Origin of the sequence: Paenibacillus durus (genome assembly GCF_000756615.1) — a bacterium.
Classification (GTDB): domain Bacteria; phylum Bacillota; class Bacilli; order Paenibacillales; family Paenibacillaceae; genus Paenibacillus_AQ; species Paenibacillus_AQ durus.
The window spans coordinates 1,468,282-1,488,929 of record NZ_CP009288.1 but is presented as its reverse complement, the minus strand read 5'-3'; the positions used below and the strand labels follow the sequence as shown (position 1 = coordinate 1,488,929).

Sequence of the window (20,648 nt, the reverse complement as noted above, 5' to 3'; positions counted from 1 at the left end):
AATAAGTAGTATGACAATACCACTGCTTTCGGTTGTTAAGGTCGATTTGAACCCCTTATATGAAAATAGAATTAATAAATTTTTAAAAAAAGCTATAAAGCCCCAAGGAGGGATAGTATTAATCCACGCTCCCGCATGGGGAGCGACCGAGCTTTTCAAGCAAATTATATCTGTCCATGATGATTTCAATCCACGCTCCCGCATGGGGAGCGACGGGATCACGCAGCCGACCGTTAAGCAGTCGGTTGACATTTCAATCCACGCTCCCGCATGGGGAGCGACGTTTATCCGAAATCACACGTTTATGTGCGCGGCACATTTCAATCCACGCTCCCGCATGGGGAGCGACCATTTCTTTTCTTTCATGACAGGTAGGGTTCTAGATTTCAATCCACGCTCCCGCATGGGGAGCGACGTTCGTGCTTCGATCACGATTGCACAGGCTATGCTTATTTCAATCCACGCTCCCGCATGGGGAGCGACGCATTCCAGCGCCATTACACCGAACACAACTCATCATTTCAATCCACGCTCCCGCATGGGGAGCGACCCTTCAGGGTTTGGATTTCGACGGTTTCGGTGTCATTTCAATCCACGCTCCCGCATGGGGAGCGACTACGTTAAACGGCTAAGTATTCGTTGATGTCACCATTTCAATCCACGCTCCCGCATGGGGAGCGACCCATGACGACTTTTCCGCGACCGGACTCTTGCCGTTATTTCAATCCACGCTCCCGCATGGGGAGCGACCGACCACACATCCAGAGGTACGCCGCTCTGCCTATTTCAATCCACGCTCCCGCATGGGGAGCGACCAAATACACCAAATTCCCGTTACGTTACGAATATCGAGATTTCAATCCACGCTCCCGCATGGGGAGCGACATTGGGATATACCTAGTCGCCAGCAAGTACACCGATTTCAATCCACGCTCCCGCATGGGGAGCGACGCAGCGCTCCTTTATTTTTCTGATCGCCACAATATTTCAATCCACGCTCCCGCATGGGGAGCGACGATAATGAGGCAGGGATTGAATCCTGAGAGATGGCGATTTCAATCCACGCTCCCGCATGGGGAGCGACGGTCATTAGTACCGACTCTTCTGTTGGATTACTGAGATTTCAATCCACGCTCCCGCATGGGGAGCGACAAGGTCCGGGTCGTAATAGACACCTATGCCAGACGATTTCAATCCACGCTCCCGCATGGGGAGCGACTTACGTCTACGTAAATCATGGACAATGACTGCGAGATTTCAATCCACGCTCCCGCATGGGGAGCGACAGTTTGACGAAGCCGTAGCTGCGGCTACTTTAGTATTTCAATCCACGCTCCCGCATGGGGAGCGACTTCCTTCATACTATTTTCACCTCTTCTTTTTTAGATTTCAATCCACGCTCCCGCATGGGGAGCGACCGCACAAGCCGATTCCCGCCTGGCCAACATCCGATTTCAATCCACGCTCCCGCATGGGGAGCGACCCTACTATGGGGTGGAGGGTATTCCCGCAACATGATTTCAATCCACGCTCCCGCATGGGGAGCGACCCAAAGGAGATATAGGATATGACACCAGAACGGATAATTTCAATCCACGCTCCCGCATGGGGAGCGACTCTAAATTTCGTAAGAGATATAAGCCTGAAAATTTATTTCAATCCACGCTCCCGCATGGGGAGCGACCGCTGACAAGGACGTATACCAGTACCAAGGGCAAATTTCAATCCACGCTCCCGCATGGGGAGCGACGTACGGCCAGATTGTTGGTGTCCTCGGTTTCGCTCATATTTCAATCCACGCTCCCGCATGGGGAGCGACCCTGACAATCCAAATGCACGACAGTATGCAGATATATTTCAATCCACGCTCCCGCATGGGGAGCGACCTTATCTGTCGGAGGAATTGGCTGCGGCTATTGAAATTTCAATCCACGCTCCCGCATGGGGAGCGACTATTCAAAAGATCCAGATGCTTCTCTATATTACATTTCAATCCACGCTCCCGCATGGGGAGCGACAACAGTCATATTTTAGGCCCCTCCAGATTATCAGTATTTCAATCCACGCTCCCGCATGGGGAGCGACGGAAGAGGGAGGTATTTGGTCTTGGATTGATAGGATTTCAATCCACGCTCCCGCATGGGGAGCGACAGGGAGGCAAGCCCTACAAGGTCGGAGCCAAATTCCATTTCAATCCACGCTCCCGCATGGGGAGCGACACATGCTCAAAGATATATCTGATGATTACTACATTAATTTCAATCCACGCTCCCGCATGGGGAGCGACGACCAGTTACATAGTCATTGTCTCGTACATAGCGATTTCAATCCACGCTCCCGCATGGGGAGCGACCGCTCGATCTTCTTATAATTTGCTTGCTCCCGGAATTTCAATCCACGCTCCCGCATGGGGAGCGACTGCTTTAGTTTATAGTTTGATACTTTGGAATCGCATATTTCAATCCACGCTCCCGCATGGGGAGCGACGCTGCTGTTGGATTTGTTAGCGGCATGCCTGCTATTTCAATCCACGCTCCCGCATGGGGAGCGACACATACGATACGCAGCGAGAAACAGCCGGAGTGCTGATTTCAATCCACGCTCCCGCATGGGGAGCGACCTGTGGATAAAATCAAATACCTCCAAGTCGGTATATTTCAATCCACGCTCCCGCATGGGGAGCGACCTTTCTACAATCAATCCTTGATAGATTAGCTCAAGATTTCAATCCACGCTCCCGCATGGGGAGCGACGCGAGTTCGATCATGATTTTCGGCACGATGATGCCATTTCAATCCACGCTCCCGCATGGGGAGCGACTTATCGTAGTCCGGCGCTTTCTTCGTATGGTCGCGATTTCAATCCACGCTCCCGCATGGGGAGCGACGCGGATTTCTTGGTCACATATGCGGACGGTCATAAAATTTCAATCCACGCTCCCGCATGGGGAGCGACTGCACCCGCTGCGCCCCCTTGCTGCGCAAGGGATTGCAAACGTTTTAGTGCGAATCCCTTGAAAATCACCGTTTAAAACGGGGCTCCTTCTATAAAATAACGCGAAAACCCTTGTCCCGCAAGAGGTGCGAATCTCCCGGGGTTTTTATGGGAGCTTGGGGTTCGCACCAAACATTAGAATACACGGTAATATGTCCGTTTTGAAATGGTCTAAAGAGATAGGTCACCGTTGAACAACCATTATGGAATTGATGCATAATACCAATATGGAACAGAAAAATCTCCAGATTTATGAAGGTTTCATATGCGCTTGGAATGCGAACTCAACCGGACAATTTTTCATCTCCCTGCAACCTTTTCGCCGTATTGGGCATCTATGAAGATAAGAGGTGAATAATGATGAACAGACACACATTCAGGCACAATGCCAAAAAAATGACCATAGCATGCGGGATTTTGGCAGCGTCGGTATTATTCGGAGCGTCGGCCTTCGCTTTTTCCGACCTGAAGGGAGATCCGGCTGAGGCCAAGATCAACGCATTGCATGAAGCCGGAGTGATTAACGGGGTGACCAGTCAACTCTTTGCTCCCAAGTCCAAAATGACATACGGCCAGGCTGTCCAGCTTATTGTTAGCGGGCTTGCGCTTGAACAAAATCCGGCGGCGGAAGGAGCGTCTAAGGCAAGCGATTATTTTACCAAGGTGGATGATAAGTCCTGGTATGCTACTTCATTCCTGATCGCCGTGCAGAATGGCCTGCCGCTGGATAAAGCGGTCAATCCGAATGCGGCGGTTTCCCGCGCCAATTTTGCTCAGCTGCTGGATGCAGCCTTGAAGGCCAAGGGCGATTTTCCCGTGACGGAGATGTATTTCAATATCGCTGACGGCGGCAAACTGAGCGCGGAGGCAGGCGCCAGTCTCCAGACGCTCCTCAACATGCGCATTATTTCGCTGGGAACGGAGGGGAAATTCCGTCCGAATGATCCTATTACCCGCTCGGAGGCAGCCGCCTGGGTGCATGATGCGAGAGCCTACGTTCAGCGCATGCTGGGAACGATTGATGATGGAGACGATTCCGCAAGTACGGGCCAACCCGCAGACATCAAAGTGGAAAAAGTGGCGGATGGCGTGAATAAAGTGTCGGTTACCGTCGGCAATTTGCCCAATCCGGGGTACGGCCTGACGATTGCGAAAATCGAGTTTGGCGAGGGGAAAAAGGCCGTCATTTATTATGAAGTCACCAAGCCGGGACCAGGGATGTATCCGCAGGTAATATCCAAAGCGACAGCCGTCGCTTATCTGCCGGAAGGCTATGCGGCTAGCGCCAAGCCAATGCCCGGATCGTATACGCCGCCGGAGCCGGACGCTCCGCAGTTCTGAGGCTCGTACCAAGCTCGCGGGAAGGTAGTGGCGGCATCGTCCCTTCCGGGCCGGGATTTTCCCTGCCGGAACCTCAAAAAACCTCCAGACGTTGTTCCCGGCCCAACCTTCTTTCAGGTTGGACCGGGAACGTTTGGAGGTTTTTTATTCGCGCGGCGGGCGCATGGTCAGGCTGACCCGGCCCTTCTTCAGATCGACGCTGAGAACCCAGACGGTCACATTGTCGCCGACGGACACGACGTCCATCGGATGCTTGACGAAGCTTGAACTAAGCTGGGAAATATGCACCAGCCCGTCATTCTTGATGCCGATATCGACGAAGGCGCCGAAGTCGATGACATTGCGCACCGTACCCTGCAGCTCCATACCCGGCGCCAAATCCTCAATCTTCAGCACATCGGTGCGGAAGATCGGCGGCGGCAGCTCCTCGCGGGGGTCGCGCCCGGGACGCTGAAGGCTCTCCAGAATGTCGCGCAGCGTCGGCACGCCGACGTCCAGCCTGGCCGCCAGCTCCTCGGGATTCTGGGCGGCAAGGACCGGCGCCAGCTCCTTGCTGCCGATCTGCGACAGCGCAAGTCCCAGCTCCTTGAACAATCGGCTGACTACGTCATACGACTCGGGATGAATCGGTGTGTGATCGAGCGTATTCTCGCCTTCCGGAATGCGCAGGAAGCCGATGCACTGCTCATATGACTTCGCGCCGAGACGCGGAACCTTTTGCAGCTGTTTGCGATTCTTGAAGCTGCCGTTCTCTTCACGGTATTTGACGATGTTCTTGGCGATGGTTGAGTTGATTCCCGCCACGTAGGAGAGCAGCGACGGAGATGCGGTATTCACATCGACGCCGACATGGTTAACTGCCGATTCCACCACCGCTTTGAGGCTCTCGTCCAGATGCCTCTGCGACACATCATGCTGATACTGCCCGACGCCGATCGCCTTCGGCTCGATCTTGACCAGCTCCGCGAGCGGGTCCTGCACGCGGCGGGCAATCGATGCGGCGCTGCGCTCGGCCACATCGAGGTCCGGGAACTCCTCCTGCGCCAGCTTGGAGGCGGAGTACACGCTGGCCCCGGCCTCATTGACAATGAGGTAGGCCAGCCCGGGATCGCCGATCTCAGCGATGGTCTCGGCGGTGAACTGCTCCGTCTCCCGCGAGCCGGTGCCGTTGCCGATGACGATGAGCTGGATGCCGTACTTGGCAATCAGCTCCTTGAACTTCTCCGCCGCCTCGCGTTTCTTGTTATGCGGCGGCGTCGGGTAAGTTACCGCCACCTCCAGCAGCTTGCCGGTCTCGTCGACGACCGCCAGCTTGCAGCCGGTGCGGTACGCGGGGTCGACGCCGAGCACCCGGCGTCCTTTGACCGGCGGCTGCAGCAGCAGGCTCCGCAGGTTGCCGGAGAAGATCGAGATGGCCTGATTCTCGCCTTTCTCCGTCATTTCTCCGCGCACCTCGCGCTCCACCGAAGGAGCGATCAGCCGCTTGTAGGCATCCTCGGCCACGGCTTCCAGTAGCTCCTTAACCGGCGATGGGCCTTTGATTAGCTTGCGCGTGATATGCGCATGGATACAGGCCGCATCCACCTCGATGCCAACCTTCAGCACATTCTCCCGCTCCCCGCGGTTAATGGCGAGAATGCGGTGCGGCGGCATTTTGTGGACCGGCTCGCGGTAGCTGTAATAATTCTCGTAGACGGATTCCTGCTCCTTGTCCTTCGCCTCGGAGACAAGAATGCCCTGTGAAGCCGTATACTGGCGCACCCAGGAACGGACCGCCGCATCGTCGGCTATGGACTCGGCAATAATATCCTGTGCTCCTTGCAGGGCCTGTTCCACCGACTCCACGCCTTTGGCCGGATCGGCATATTTGCCGGCCTCCGCTTCCGGGTTCCCGCCGCGCCGCTGCTCCATGATCCAGTCGGCCAGCGGCTCAAGCCCTTTTTCCTTGGCGACGCTCGCCCGGGTCTTGCGCTTCTGGCGGTACGGACGGTACAAATCTTCCACTTCCTGAAGCTTGACCGCTCCAACTATTTGCCCACGCAGCTCATCCGTAAGCTTGCCCTGCTCCTCGATAATGCGGATGACTTCACGTTTGCGCTCGCCAAGGGAACGCAAATAGCTCAGCCGTTCTTCAATATCACGCAGCGAGTTCTCGTCCAGCTCTCCGGTCATCTCCTTGCGATACCGGGCGATGAACGGAATCGTATTGCCCTCGTCCAGCAGCCCAGCCGCCTGTCCGACCTGTCTCTCGGACAAACCGAGCTCCTTGGCGATCTGGCCGATCATCATCTGCCGCTCACGGCGCGCTGCTTCATCCGAAACGTTATTCATATCCTGTTCGATCAATACGTCTCCCTCTTTTCTTACATCCGATACGTCAAATAGTATCATATTTGCCCGAAGGCGTTCCAGCCGGAGAATTTCTTGAATAGCCCGAATAATAGCTCCGGTGCAGAAGCCCAAAAAGGGCTCACCGCAGATTTGCGATGAGCCCTTTTTACATTTTTATGAAATGGCTGTGCCTGTCCTGTTTAAAAATCAATTAGACCCAGACTGATCTGCAGCGAGTCATCCACCTTTTTCATCGTTTCATCGTCAAGATGGGTGATCTTATCCGTCAAGCGCTGCTTGTCGATCGTCCGAACCTGTTCCAGCAAAATGACGGAATCCCGGTCAAAGCCGTGGGATGACGCGTCAATTTCCACATGAGTTGGCAGCTTGGCCTTCTGGATCTGTGCGGTAATTGCCGCAACAATTACCGTTGGACTAAAGCGATTGCCAATATCGTTCTGAATGACGAGAACAGGCCTTACTCCGCCCTGCTCGGAACCAACTACCGGCGAAAGATCGGCAAAGAAAACATCGCCGCGTTTTACGATCAATATCTACACCCCGCTTACTAAGCGGCCAAGAGTACTGTCTGCATCTTCCTCGGCAAGGAACGCTTCACATGCCATGGTCAAGTTGATCTTAGCCATTTCCATGTATCCGCGCTGCATGGACTCCCTTATGGAACGCTTCCTCCGTTCGCTGAGATACAGCTTCATGGCTTGCCGGATCAATTCACTGCGATTGGAATTCTCCATTTGGACAATTCCGTCAACCTCCTGCAAGAGATGATCGGGCAAGCTGATCATGATTCTTTTGGTGTTTTGCAAATTGGCCAACTTCTCTTCCACCCCCACAAACCTTCTGCCCTTGTATATCCAGTGTAGCATTATGCAAGGAATTTTATACAAGGAATATATGCCGTCAGTATATCAAGTATGCTGCATCCCATTATAAACTAGAAACGGCGGTTCGTATAGACCATAAGTCATAGCATCGTCTACGATTGAATATTCCTTGACCATCCTCCGCTTAGCTTACAGGATTGGGGCTTGGGGTTTGAATTAAGGCATTTACCAGACGGGGAGCCGAGCCTTCGCGAATATAAACGCGCGGCACCCGATGGGCCAGCATGCAGGTCACCTCGTAGTGAATCGTTCCAAGAAGGAGTGCCAGCTCGTCTGCCGTAATGGAGACGCCAGCCTGGCGGCCGATGAGTACAACCTCTTCGCCGGCTTTGATTTGTTCCGCCTCATTGGCGAAAGATTTGAGCGATACCATACACTGGTCCATGCAGATGGTTCCGACGACAGGAACGCGGCGGCCGCGTATTAGCACCTCTGCCTTACCGCTCAGCATGCGGGAATATCCGTCCGCGTACCCGATGGGTAGCGTGGCGATATATTCGCCGCTGACTGCGCGGTAGCGGGTTCCGTAGCTGACGCCCCAGCTCTCCGGCAGGCTTTTTACATAGACGGCTTTCGTCTTCAGCGTCATGACCGGGTGCAGCTCGACCTGCTGTCTGTTCACCTCAGTTGACGGGTAGAATCCGTATATGCTGACGCCCACACGCACCATGTTCGGAGATAAATGAGGGGTGTCAATGGCCGTAGCGCTGTTGCCCGTATGTATGATCGGGATATGAATCTGTCTTTCCCGAAGCGCTTCCGTCACGCCCATGAATCGTCGGTACTGCTCCAGTGTATAGCTTTTGTCTGCTTCATCCGCTTTGGCAAAATGTGTGAACATCCCCTCCAATTCGATCTGCCGGACACGCTGCGCCTTGTCGATGAACAGCGGAGCATCATCCGGAAGAAGCCCGAGCCGGCCCATGCCGCTGTCAATCTTGATATGCACCTTCAACTTCCGGCTGTCATTGAAAGGAAGTTTAGATGCCGCTTCCAGCACTTCCGGGGTAAAAAGCGTCACGGTCACATCGTTCTCCCAGGCGGCGGCAATAGCTTCCGGCGGCGTATAGCCAAGCACTAGAATCGGCAGGACAATTCCCGCCTGGCGCAGCTCGATCGCCTCATCCAGAAAAGCCACGCTTACATAGTCCGCACCCAGTCGTTCCAGTTCACGCGTCACTTCCACGGCCCCGTGGCCGTATGCATTGCCTTTGACGCATACCATAAACTTCACTCCCGCCGGCAAATGCCGCCGAAAGCTTTCGTAATTGGCACGCAAGGCATCCAAATCAATCTCGGCCACAGTCGGTCGATAACTTTCTTGCACTTCCAGTCACCTTCTCGTTTGTGATAAGCGTCATCCTGCCGAACATTCACATGAAACACTTTCTTATTCGTTATGGTAATGCTAACGGAAGGCACTGTCAATGTAAGCGAGGGTTTGACGTTCACCAGGCGAAGGGGAAGCGTGCAGCCAGCAAATGAAAGCATAACGGATACCGCATTGTAGAGGAAATCATCCCACAGTTAGCAGTATCCGCCTACAACTTTTTATTTACCCGTTTGATCCTGCATAGAAGCGGCTATTTCCATCATTTCACTACGAGGAAGGTTCGCGCTTGTAATCCGGAACTCCACTCCATCGCCCGACATCCAAGTCAAGGTCAGCTGTTCATCCCCGGTCAGCAGTCCCGCCGTAAAACCAAGATCGACGAGTGTTCCCGGCGCGAGCGACACGGCTTGATCCAGCGGGCGCGATTCCATGATCGTATACTGGTAAGTTCCGTCATACCGCAGAAGGACGGCGTGATTGTCACTGTTCTCGACTTTATTGGAATCCTTGAACGTCACGCCTTCCGGAGTATAACCCGGCTCGATAATGCCGAAATCGCCGAGGTCCGCGTTCGCCTGGGCCTGCGTTCCCTCTTGGGTTTGGGCGGCAGGCAGCGGATTGCCGTTCTCGTCGACCTGTGCCACCGTATTTTCCGACGTTCCCCCCGAAGCCATATTCTTCTGCATATCAAAAGAATCTGCGGAAAACTCCGGATTGAAAGCGAACTTGTTGAACTTCACGTCCACCACAACCTTGGCTTCCGAATCGGATACCTGTACCTGCTTGGGCGCATAGGTCTTTTTGTCTAGCCAGATCTTCTGACGCACCAAGGCGCTGCTCTGATAATTAGCGGCTACTTCGAATACATAGCTGTCTTTGTCATCCACGAACTGGCGGTTGTTGTCGGCGACGATGCCTTTCACCAGCGTCTGATACAGGTAGACCTGCCCTTGGTTGTCCGGCCAGTCGCTTTGGAAGCGGAAGCTCTTGCCGAGGCTCGGTGTCAGCACGAACACGCCTTCATCGTTGCGAAGGACGATCTGCGTAATGTTCTTCTGCACATTGGCCAGACTGATGCGATAGTAGGAAGGGTTTTTATACCATACCTCAACCTTGTATTCCTGAGGCTGCTCGCCGGTATAGAGGGTCATTGTGCCCTCCCCCTGATAGGCTCCCGTCTTGCTCTCCAGCTTGTCGGCAACGTTGTTCAAATCCTTAACCACAGATGCGGAGTCCTTCTTCCCGCAGCCTGTCATGATCAGGGTAACGCTCATAATGATCGCGAGTACCCATGCAATCCGGCGCATGACATCATCCCCTTAACCTGTTTTGAATGCAGTGATTAGTACATGTCTATGAGGGACCCCACCGCAATATGCAGACGGGCTTGACAAGCGGGGGCTTGGGAGGAGCGGAACAATTGCAACTGTATGTTTTTTAAACTCATGCTTATGTATGGGGAGCGAGTTCGCCGTTAACTCTGAGAAACGATAGATGCCGGTTCAATATGTACAAATATTGCAAAATCCTTTACCCGCATCTAGACATCGCCGTTTTAGACAGAAAATAGGCCGCCGCTAAAGTAACCTATTGCTGGAAGTGAATCGGGCAACGGCCGTTTTTTTCGTGTATACGATCCCGCATGCGCTATGAATCCGCTTCCAACTTTTTCGTGCAACTGGAGGCAGCAGCTCTTGTATCGCAATAGCCTGGATCGTTCATAAACGCTCTTACTCTTCCCCGCCTATTATCTCTATCTCCATATCAAACTCTGCTTCCATCCACTTTAGTACCCGTTCGCGGTTGCGTTCATCCACAAACTGATAGTAGCGTTCAAGTTCCTCAGGGTTGCTGCCAAGCGTATCTTTAAAGCGGCGAAAAACCCCGCGTCCCCCTCTAAGGGACGTTATCAACCGCTCTCTCAGTCGTTCGTCCGATACAATATCTACAAAATCCTCCATATCCCGGTACCCGTCGCTGGAAAACCGTTCTGGTAATCGGAACCAGATTTCGCCGAACCCCTCATCAATCTCCTCTTCCAATTCCTCGTCCTCCGGATCAGAAAATTCATTATTGATGAAGACAACCTCCTTGCTCTCCAGATTAAAAAAAGTATCGATCCCCTCATGCTGCATATCGTAGCTGTCGACAATTTCCCTTAGTTGCGCTTCAGTTAGAGTTAGTTTATCCATTCTGTGAATCTCCTTTCACATTCCCGTATAGGGAGGGACCGCCCAAGTTTGGCGGAATGCCGAGTATATCGATATTTCAATCCACGCTCCCGCACGGGGAGCGACAGGCTGCGGTGGAGTCGATCAGCTGGACATGAGTATTTCAATCCACGCTCCCGCACGGGGAGCGACCATACCAATGTCTGTTAATTTGGATATTTTCAAGATTTCAATCCACGCTCCCGCACGGGGAGCGACCTAGCGTCCTTACGCTGCTATCCAAGCTATGCAAATTTCAATCCACGCTCCCGCACGGGGAGCGACGGAAATGAATTTTGCTTGGAGGGAATACGAACATATTTCAATCCACGCTCCCGCACGGGGAGCGACAGGTATGCCTCAGAACCCTTGCGCCGCACGGGTTTGAAGCCCAAAAAGTGCGAACCTCTGTAAAAACAGTCCACTTCATGACCCTTCAACTACAAAATATCGCAAAAACCCTTGTCCCGCAAGGGGTGCGAACCTCCCAGGGTTTTCATGTGCGCTTCAGGTTCGCACTTTTTGATTAGCGAGATACAATCGAGAAGAGCTGACAAGAAAAGCCTGTTTATTGTCTTTGTGCTCTCCCCCCTTGGCTTCTAGCCTATCCAGCTTATCCTTAGAAAGCGGAATACTTGAGGTGGATTATTAGCTCCATTTTTTTCAAAATAAATATTATCAGCAGTCCTGTCTTTCGCGCTCAAATTATCGGAACCGGGAGACTGCTGCATGACGCCGAGCCGCTTATACGGCAACAGCTTTTTATGCGGTCGCTAAAAGAATATGCCATGCTTAATGAGGAAAGACGGGAGATTTTGCAGACATTATCGCAGGAGGACGAGCAATGCTGTATAACAAGGGATTCCTAGACGAGAAGCTGAATCGCCACCTAAAAGCCATGGTAGGGTTCCGGAACATAGCTGTTCACGACTACCAGGCTGTCCAGATCGAGATTGTCAAAACGATTATCGACAAACACCTAACCGACTTTACGGACTTTACAAAAAAATTGAAAGAATACATGAGCCGTTGAGATTTTAATATCATTATCTCAGTGATGGCAGCAGCAATTCCCTTAAGGCAAGGACCATCATGCCGCTCCGGAAGTAAAAAGCTAAACCGTTCCCAGAGCGGCAAAATCGTCATCCACTTAGAGCTCGGACAATTTTTTCAAATGCTTCTCCGATATTTCAACTACTTTATCCACGCGGCGCTTGTATTTCTCAACATCTCCCAGGTGGTCAGTCGTCATCCACACCTTTACGATTTCGAGGGCGATAGCCGAGCCGATAATTTTTCCGCCGATGCATAGTACGTTGGTGTTGGAGTGAGACCGCGCCAATTCCGCACAGAACGGGTCCTGACAAACCGCCGCGTACACCCCATAGATTTTATTAGCAATCATAGCGCTTCCATAGCCTACACCATCAATAAAAATCCCGCGGTCCACCTTCCCTTCCGCCACTGCCAAAGCCGCAGGATAAATATAATCGGGCAAATCGCAAGCTTCCTCACTATGCGTTCCGAAATCCACTACCTCATGCCCTTGGCTGGTTAGTAAAGCCTTTACTTCTTCTTTTAAGGAAAAACCCGCATGATCGCCCGCAACCGCAATTTTCATCGTTAGACGCCCCCAATTCAATGATTTTCCAATTTGATATACAATTCCAGCACTTCTATCTTATCGCTTCGGAACTTCGATTTCCAGTTATTTTCATACTCGCCGGCCTATGAATAATGTTCTTTGTAAAAAAAAGGATGCGACGTTTTGATAGATTAGCCGAGCAAAAATAATGCTCCCACATAGGGAGCGACTTGTTGCCTATCGTTGAATCAGTGCCCAATGCAAAATATCAATCCAGGCTCTCGTATGGGGAGCGACGAGATTGGATTTACTTGGAAGTCCTTACGCACTCATTTCAATCCACGCTCTCGCATGGAGAGCGACATGAAGCCGAATATGCCTACAGTGCCTACACCTTTTATTTCAATCCACGCTCTCGCAAGGAGAGCGACAATCGGAGCCTTCAGTACCGATTTTTCCAATACTATTTCAATCCACGCTCTCGCATGGAGAGCGACTGTTAGTGATAGTTCAATCCCTACCCTGTTCAAAATTTCAATCCACGCTCTCGCATGGAGAGCGACAATGTCGAAGGCGATAGTACTGCTCTCGTCGTGGAATTTCAATCCACGCTCTCGCATGGAGAGCGACCCTTATCATCCCACACGCTGACCTTATTATCCTCATTTCAATCCACGCTCTCGCATGGAGAGCGACACTCGATGGCTGCTGCGCAACCTCCAGAAACTGGTCATTTCAATCCATGCTCTCGCATGGAGAGCGACATCACCGTCCCCGAGTAGTGCAAATATACGCATCACATTTCAATCCACGCTCTCGCATGGAGAGCGACTGCTGCGGTATTTGGGGAGGAGCCGGAGCAGGGCATTTCAATCCACGCTCTCGCATGGAGAGCGACCTCGACTGTCCAGGCGGCCCACGCTTGGTGTCACATTTCAATCCACGCTCTCGCATGGAGAGCGACCTCAAGCTCGACAACTCGGACTACTCAATCTAAATTTCAATCCACGCTCTCGCATGGAGAGCGACCGGGCAGAGTCTCCGCTGCTCGCCAGCTGGGCATTATTTCAATCCACGCTCTCGCATGGAGAGCGACTATCAGCTACCAAGGATACCGGGCCTACATTGATCGATTTCAATCCACGCTCTCGCATGGAGAGCGACCGAGCATATCATCCCTGTCCTCCCTACCGCTCGGCTATTTCAATCCACGCTCTCGCATGGAGAGCGACGTAACGCCCAGCCACTCTTTGGTGGTTTCTGTGAATTTCAATCCACGCTCTCGCATGGAGAGCGACCCCAATGCGCCGACACTGGGGCGTGATTACCGGTATTTCAATCCACGCTCTCGCATGGAGAGCGACCATCGAGCCCGTGAATATCGACTTGCTTTCTTTGCAAATTTCAATCCACGCTCTCGCATGGAGAGCGACTATTTGCAACAAGCCGATTCACTTATTGCATGACAGATTTCAATCCACGCTCTCGCATGGAGAGCGACCTGGATATGTGTGGCAAGCAGCCCGCAAAAAGCAATATTTCAATCCACGCTCTCGCATGGAGAGCGACGTTAACGGGAGTGATAGAAACTGTATGTCTACGCTTGATTTCAATCCACGCTCTCGCATGGAGAGCGACCTTTATAGGATAGAAACCCCGAGTCATATAAATATATTTCAATCCACGCTCTCGCATGGAGAGCGACTTTAGCCGTAGATAAGGGCTTCCCGGTTTTTGAGTATTTCAATCCACGCTCTCGCATGGAGAGCGACCTGATCTTCAGGCTCATCAATAATCACTTCATCATATTTCAATCCACGCTCTCGCATGGAGAGCGACAAACAGGCTAATCTTGATGCCGCTCTACAGGTGGCATTTCAATCCACGCTCTCGCATGGAGAGCGACGGACATGCATTTGCAGTCCATGCTGTTCCGGGAACCATTTCAATCCACGCTCTCGCATGGAGAGCGACAACAGGTGCGCCTGTAGGAGTTATTGCTGGTGTGATATTTCAATCCACGCTCTCGCATGGAGAGCGACGCGATATGTCAAATGGCAACCCGGCGTGCCGCCAATTTCAATCCACGCTCTCGCATGGAGAGCGACGAATATAAGATGCTAGGCAGGCCACCTGATCGCAATTTCAATCCACGCTCTCGCATGGAGAGCGACGTAAATATTTAACTCATATGCTTTATTATTTGAGATTTCAATCCACGCTCTCGCATGGAGAGCGACTTGCTAGCAGCCGGTAACCGTCGTCGTGGTGATGTCGATTTCAATCCACGCTCTCGCATGGAGAGCGACTAATTTTCGGCATTAGTATAATCGGACCGTCTTGATTTCAATCCACGCTCTCGCATGGAGAGCGACTCGCGAATAATCTGAGCCACGTTCTCACCTTCCGATTTCAATCCACGCTCTCGCATGGAGAGCGACTCGCCCCCGTCATGCCCCCTTGCTACACAAGGGATTGCAAACGCTTTAGTGCGAACCTCTTAAAAATGACCGTTTAAAAGGGGGCTCCTACTATAAAATAACGCGAAAACCCTTGTCCCGCAAGAGGTGCGAATCTCCCGGGGTTTTTATGTGAGCTTGGGGTTCGCACTAAACATTAGAATACAGACCCAGGGCGACAGTATGTTTAGGTTACTGTTTTGCCCGGGACCTTTCCGCTTTTTCTATGGCTTCAATCAGGCTGAGGTCTGGATTGGTTTTCCTATAATAAATCGCTAGTTCAGCGGTCCCGCCAGCATGTTTCCATTCCCAATAGTCGAGAGTATCCACATTTTCGAGATAAAAATGAGAAAGTGCCTCAATCGGATTCGCACTGTACATTGATTCAAAAGATGACTGTGGTATTGGTTCATGTAAAAGGTATTCATTTTTCAATTCATATAAGAGCTTAAAGACACTGAAATGATTAACATTAACAATTTTATCTACAAATTGATTGCATCTGGCTGGCGAATTTAATATGATTTGCATGTCGTTTTTTAAATCTCCATCCTTAAAGCGGATATGCAGCATCTGAACAAGTTTTTGAAATGTAAGGTTTGGAGCATAGGGAGCCGATTCTAGAATATATGTCCAAGGTCGATAATCTCCCATTCTAAATACCTTAATAGCGTCCGTAACATGACAACCAATTGTTTGCCATTTACGTCCAAGGGAATCAGTGAGATGATAGTAATGGATTGCTTCCGGCGAGTCGCCCAATTCCGGCCAAACCAAATCTTTTTTGATAATTTCAACTATAGCTTGATAATTAAGCTTGCGGGGGCGACGTTTGGACATATGCATCCTCCACCGAATTTTTAAAAGATATCTATCTGCAAAAAGCAAGCTAACTGCAAATAGATTTACTTTATATAATTGCACCTTTAAAGTTCAATTCTCGCATCCACAATATACCACATGCACGCCTGAAGTGCAACACTTTGATTCGGAGGACGAAATGGAATATAAGAAATATACACTCCATTGCAAATTGGACGAGATTTTAAAAGAACACGGTAATATGTCTGTTTTGAAATTATCAAAAGAGATTGGTCACCGCAGAACTACGATTATGGAATTGATGCATAACAGCAACATGGAGAAGAAAAAAATCTCTGCAGTGCTGATTATGAAGTTATGTTTATACTTCGACATCAGCCCCAATGAATTGTTTGAGGTTCGCCGAAAAGAGTAAGCTCTCCCTTAGGCTAATAAAAAGCACCGAAACTCTGATGTAAAAGCGGAGCTTTCGGTGCTTTTTCGTTGTTGAGCTTTAAATGCACAACCTGCTTTGTGACTGGTTAGTTTGAAGTCAAATTTCAATGGTAGGATGTGGTTTTTAAGTGGCGTAAACTTTGGCTCCTGCACTGGGAGCGACAACATATCGATGTGAGGCAATCTTATTTCCGAGGCATTTCAATCCACGCTCCCTTAATAGGGAGCGACCCATAACGCGGATGACGATGTCAGCCAGTTCGGACGATGTCAATCCACGCTCTCCCATGGAGAGCGACCTTGACCTGAGTGCATACATTAACCGTGCTTTGACAATTTCAATCCACGCTCTCGCATGGAGAGCGACAGCCATATATTGTGGAGTAGGCTCCGATGCAATCATTTCAATCCACGCTCTCGCATGGAGAGCGACTGCTGCATATGCTGCTTCCCGGATTTACCCGCGAATTTCAATCCACGCTCCCGCATGGGGAGCGACGATTTATTTAATGGTAATCGCAATCTTGGTATTGGAATTTCAATCCACGCTCCCGCACGGGGAGCGACAGCGGCGCCCTTCCCGGGCGTCGTTTTTTACTGTCCGATTTCAATCCACGCTCCCGCACGGGAAGCGACAGCTACAAAGCAGTAAGAGCAAATCAGGGTTTCCCAATTTCAATCCACGCTCCCGCGCGGGGAGCGACTCTACGCGCTCTCGAACGATGTAATGACAGACATAATTTCAATCCACGCTCCCGCACGGGGAGCGACCCCTGGCGCAGCTGGTAGGCGTAGTCGTCGTAGACATTTCAATCCACGCTCCCGCACGGAGAGCGACGTGCCGCATGATTGGCTTGGGCAGCAGTTTATCGTCATTTCAATCCACGCTCCCGCACGGAGAGCGACTTCGGGCCCATACCGGGGCGCCCATTGTTTTGAGATTTCAATCCACGCTCCCGCACGGGGAGCGACGGGTCTGAGCAGTCAGGGACGATGCCGGACCGAAATTTCAATCCACGCTCCCGCACGGAGAGCGACGCTGCACGCTGAACGGTGGTATAGTTCAGAATCAGAATTTCAATCCACGCTCCCGCACGGAGAGCGACATTTGTCGCTCTGGACGAGGATGGTAACGTCCTGGTAATTTCAATCCACGCTCCCGCACGGAGAGCGACGGAGCAATGGGGCTGGATCAGCCCTGAGGATGCGGCATTTCAATCCACGCTCCCGCACGGAGAGCGACCTCCCACCCAAATCATCGGATGATGAAGACCAAGACATTTCAATCCACGCTCCCGCACGGAGAGCGACAGGCACACCCTGATTACGAATAAACTCTAACGCCTATTTCAATCCACGCTCCCGCACGGAGAGCGACAGCGCTGGACGTGGAATTGCACGAGGTTATCCGGCATTTCAATCCACGCTCCCGCACGGAGAGCGACCAGCTTCGTGCAGACATTGATTATTATTTGTCTATTTCAATCCACGCTCCCGCACGGAGAGCGACCGTCTTGGCTAATAAACTTGTCCAGGTGCAAATGAAATTTCAATCCACGCTCCCGCACGGAGAGCGACATTTCCGAATTCTTTTTCCATTCCCGGAAGATACGATTTCAATCCACGCTCCCGCACGGAGAGCGACCGGCAGTGCTGACGTTAAGATTGACAGCGTGTCCGTCGATTTCAATCCACGCTCCCGCACGGAGAGCGACAGCAGCGGGTACAGACAAAACTCGCCAAGCAGACAAAATTTCAATCCACGCTCCCGCACGGAGAGCGACTGCACCGCTGTAACCCCTTGCTGCGCAAGGGATTGCAAACGCTTTAGTGCGAACCCCTTAAATGAACGCTTAAAAAGGGGCCGCCTATTTATAAAATAACGCGAAAACCCTTGCCCCGCAAGAGGTGCGAATCTCCCGGGGTTTTTATGTGCGCTTGGGGTTCGCACCTGAGAAGGCTCAGCCACTTGGAACGGATGATCCTGAACAAGAAAAAGCAGCAACAAGACAAGCCTTCACGGTTCGATTGAAAATAATGTGATTGAAATCACTAGCCATCTGTCCGATTCTTATACAATCTAATTAGTTCTGCGAATACGAAATCCGGCTGTAGGGCCTGATTAATCCGAAGCAAGGAGAGTGACTTCAAATGGAGAAGAAAGAACTTATTCAATTTCAGGAATACCAGACGGACCGATTCACAAAGCGCGTTGTATTTAAAGAAGACAAGCATACGGTTTTTGTCTTGAACTTTGGACCGGGGCAGCAATTGCCCGTTCATAAGCATCCCGGAGCCAGCGTGTACATTCTTCTTCTTGAAGGCAGCGGAATAATAACAGCCGATGGACGAGAAATCTCCGTATCGCAAGGAGATGTGGTTCAGATATCGGGAGATGAAGATTTCTCTTACCGAAGCGGCGAAGGCTCCAATTCGAGTTTGTATGTAACGTTGATCAACATCCCGGGCGAGCAATACGCACAGAACATCTGATCATCCGGTCCGGCAGCTTGCAGGCTGTATGCATGGCACCGACCGTTTACTTGATAAAAGCCTCCTGATGCGGAACAGCGAAAGGACTGTCCCCCGGTCATGTTCATGACTTACGGGACAGCCCTTGAAACGCCGGAACCGGCAATAAGATCGATTGAGATTCGTATAAAGACGCCTCATTGCCAGACCGATTATTCGCTCAAGATTACTTTATCGGCTTCAGTTTAATCCCCAGTTGATCTTGGTAGGGTTCCAACTGTCGGATCAGTTCTTTAAGATGCTCGGCCTCTTGAGCCGTAAACGCGCGATCGCTGCCGTCCGGCTTTACCTCTATCTTTTGAATTTCGTCGATAATTCCATTCACTTTGGCAAGATCCTGATTACTGAGGTTCTTCTCCCCGTGGGCCAACGCCTTTTTCCAGAACGCAGCGCTGTCCGCCTGCTGCCCGGTTTCCTTCACACCCCCATTCCCGGTCCCCTCTGCGTTCAGCTTCTCAAAATAAGGCTCCAGCTCCGCGATCAGCTTCTTATAGGCTTCCTGATCTCCGGAGCTTAGCTGCTCAGGATGCAGCACTCCCTTGTCATCGGCCATCTTCAGGTTATAATCGCCCAATTGTTTAAGCAGAGACATCAGCTTTGCGAACTCCTGCGGTTCAAAGCTCTGCTTTGCCGCTTGCAGCTTCTCCTCCAGATGGTCATACTGCTGCTGGGTGCCGCCGAATGGCTCCAGCCGCTCCTGCGAGCCGTATACGGAGTCAGCCAGATAATGGTACCCGGCATACGCTCCAGTAGGAACGAGCAGCACGGCGGCCAGAATGCCTGCCGCAATCCATTTTTTCATTCTTCTTCCCTCCGGTTTCAGTGATTTGTGATTTAATATTCTGTCCTTCAGTTCCGTAGGAGCCGTCCAGCCCCTGCTTTCTTCCCGCAATGCCTCTCGCAGCTCTTGCTCAAGCTTCATGCAAATCCTCCACCTTTCCCCTAAGCAAAATCTCGCTGCTCCGCTTGCTGCGCAGCTTCTTTAAAGCGGCGTGAATACGGGATTTTACCGTTCCAAGAGGGATGCCCAGCGCATCCGCAATTTCCTCCTGGGAGTACTCATTCAAATAGTGCAGAATCACGACCTGCTTCAGCTTGAACGGAAGGCGTTCCACGCTTGTAATCAGGGGACGGTACGATATTTTATCAACCACTTCCCCCGAAAAATCGTAAGCCGCGATGATGCTCTGCTGCGCTTTTTTAATCAGGCGGATATGATTCCACCTCTTTCTCCGGTATGCCCGGATCTGCCGCATAGCCACCCCCATCAGCCACGAACGGAAAGGCCGGGCCGCATCATACTGCCCAAGAGACCGGTAGGCCTGAATATAAATCTCCTGGACGACATCATCCGTATCGGATGACTCGCCAATGAGGAAACGGACGGTTCGATACACCTCGGTTATTGTTCTTTCATACAGCTCGCTGTACGCTTCACGGCTGCCGGCAAGCACAAGCGCTGCGAGCTCCGAATCTTGTTTTGGATGATTCATCCGCCATTCCCCCTTCGGTCTTACACTCTATATTGGAGAGTACCGGATATTTCGTTCGCTTTTTTTAGAAATTTAGACTGGAAAAGCTCCCGTTTATCCTCCCCTCGGGGACGTATTCAGAGTAACAAACGGGAAAAGCTCCATCTTATTTCTGAGAAAAGGGCCTATTCTAAGGAATTGCTTCTATTAAGAGGGAGAAAATCCCTTT

14 protein-coding genes and 4 CRISPR repeat arrays are annotated in these 20,648 nt (G+C 51.5%); of the genes, 4 read left to right on the top strand and 10 right to left on the bottom strand.

The genetic code is table 11. The annotated features are described in order from the left end of the window. Positions 1–115: 115 nt before the first annotated feature. A CRISPR array of direct repeats spans positions 116–2,955; the repeat unit is 32 nt; unit sequence ATTTCAATCCACGCTCCCGCATGGGGAGCGAC. Positions 2,956–3,351: 396 nt separating this feature from the next. Continuing rightward, positions 3,352–4,335, top strand: coding sequence for an S-layer homology domain-containing protein (locus PDUR_RS06705; protein WP_042205596.1), 984 nt, complete (start codon positions 3,352–3,354; stop codon positions 4,333–4,335). A gap of 144 nt (positions 4,336–4,479) precedes the next feature. Here PDUR_RS06705 and PDUR_RS06700 read toward each other — a convergent pair whose 3' ends face one another. The 6 genes from PDUR_RS06700 to PDUR_RS06675 form a co-directional block, all read right to left on the bottom strand. Beyond that, positions 4,480–6,666 (bottom strand): Tex family protein, encoded by a 2,187-nt coding sequence (locus PDUR_RS06700; protein ID WP_179945198.1) that lies wholly within the window; start codon positions 6,664–6,666, stop codon positions 4,480–4,482. 200 nt (positions 6,667–6,866) lie between these two features. Next, positions 6,867–7,217 (bottom strand): type II toxin-antitoxin system PemK/MazF family toxin, encoded by a 351-nt coding sequence (locus PDUR_RS06695; protein ID WP_025691534.1) that lies wholly within the window; start codon positions 7,215–7,217, stop codon positions 6,867–6,869. Positions 7,218–7,220: 3 nt separating this feature from the next. Then, complete coding sequence (locus tag PDUR_RS06690; RefSeq protein ID WP_025333624.1) at positions 7,221–7,502, bottom strand: CopG family ribbon-helix-helix protein; 282 nt, start codon at positions 7,500–7,502, stop codon at positions 7,221–7,223. Positions 7,503–7,695: 193 nt separating this feature from the next. Continuing rightward, positions 7,696–8,898, bottom strand: a complete 1,203-nt coding sequence (gene alr / locus PDUR_RS06685) for an alanine racemase (protein ID WP_042205595.1) — start codon at positions 8,896–8,898, stop codon at positions 7,696–7,698. A gap of 224 nt (positions 8,899–9,122) precedes the next feature. Next, complete coding sequence (locus PDUR_RS06680; protein WP_042205594.1) at positions 9,123–10,211, bottom strand: outer membrane lipoprotein-sorting protein; 1,089 nt, start codon at positions 10,209–10,211, stop codon at positions 9,123–9,125. A gap of 423 nt (positions 10,212–10,634) precedes the next feature. Then, entirely contained in the window at positions 10,635–11,096 is a 462-nt protein-coding gene (locus tag PDUR_RS06675) for a UPF0158 family protein (RefSeq protein WP_042205593.1), read from the bottom strand. A 73-nt stretch (positions 11,097–11,169) separates the two neighbouring features. Next, a CRISPR array of direct repeats spans positions 11,170–11,465; the repeat unit is 32 nt; unit sequence ATTTCAATCCACGCTCCCGCACGGGGAGCGAC. Between the two features lie 493 nt (positions 11,466–11,958). On the opposite strand from PDUR_RS06675, the gene hepT reads away from it, so the two are divergent. Further along, positions 11,959–12,147 (top strand): type VII toxin-antitoxin system HepT family RNase toxin, encoded by a 189-nt coding sequence (hepT, locus tag PDUR_RS06665; RefSeq protein ID WP_042205592.1) that lies wholly within the window; start codon positions 11,959–11,961, stop codon positions 12,145–12,147. A gap of 117 nt (positions 12,148–12,264) precedes the next feature. Here hepT and rpiB read toward each other — a convergent pair whose 3' ends face one another. Both rpiB and PDUR_RS29710 read right to left on the bottom strand, forming a co-directional pair. Continuing rightward, positions 12,265–12,735: a ribose 5-phosphate isomerase B gene (gene rpiB, locus PDUR_RS06660; RefSeq protein WP_042205591.1), complete on the bottom strand. Its 471-nt coding sequence runs from the start codon at positions 12,733–12,735 to the stop codon at positions 12,265–12,267. A gap of 229 nt (positions 12,736–12,964) precedes the next feature. Continuing rightward, positions 12,965–15,140: direct repeats of the CRISPR family, unit length 32 nt; unit sequence ATTTCAATCCACGCTCTCGCATGGAGAGCGAC. A gap of 210 nt (positions 15,141–15,350) precedes the next feature. After that, a complete protein-coding gene (locus tag PDUR_RS29710; protein ID WP_233277493.1) occupies positions 15,351–15,998 on the bottom strand; it encodes a hypothetical protein in 648 nt (215 codons plus the stop codon). Between the two features lie 160 nt (positions 15,999–16,158). On the opposite strand from PDUR_RS29710, the gene PDUR_RS06650 reads away from it, so the two are divergent. Then, positions 16,159–16,395 carry a helix-turn-helix domain-containing protein gene (locus tag PDUR_RS06650; RefSeq protein WP_042205590.1) on the top strand — a complete coding sequence of 79 codons (237 nt, stop codon included), beginning with the start codon at positions 16,159–16,161 and terminating at the stop codon, positions 16,393–16,395. A gap of 287 nt (positions 16,396–16,682) precedes the next feature. Next, positions 16,683–18,199: a CRISPR direct-repeat array (repeat unit 32 nt; unit sequence ATTTCAATCCACGCTCTCGCATGGAGAGCGAC). Positions 18,200–18,566: 367 nt separating this feature from the next. Beyond that, positions 18,567–18,908: a cupin domain-containing protein gene (locus PDUR_RS06645; protein WP_042205589.1), complete on the top strand. Its 342-nt coding sequence runs from the start codon at positions 18,567–18,569 to the stop codon at positions 18,906–18,908. A 205-nt stretch (positions 18,909–19,113) separates the two neighbouring features. On the opposite strand, the gene PDUR_RS06640 is transcribed toward PDUR_RS06645, so the two are convergent. Together PDUR_RS06640 and PDUR_RS06635 are read right to left on the bottom strand one after the other, a co-directional pair. Continuing rightward, positions 19,114–19,869 (bottom strand): DUF3600 domain-containing protein, encoded by a 756-nt coding sequence (locus tag PDUR_RS06640; RefSeq protein WP_042205588.1) that lies wholly within the window; start codon positions 19,867–19,869, stop codon positions 19,114–19,116. Continuing rightward, on the bottom strand, positions 19,859–20,440 hold the full coding sequence (locus tag PDUR_RS06635) for a sigma-70 family RNA polymerase sigma factor (protein WP_042205587.1): 582 nt from the start codon (positions 20,438–20,440) through the stop codon (positions 19,859–19,861). Before PDUR_RS06635 ends, PDUR_RS06640 begins: the two co-directional genes overlap by 11 nt. Between the last annotated feature and the right edge of the window lie 208 nt (positions 20,441–20,648).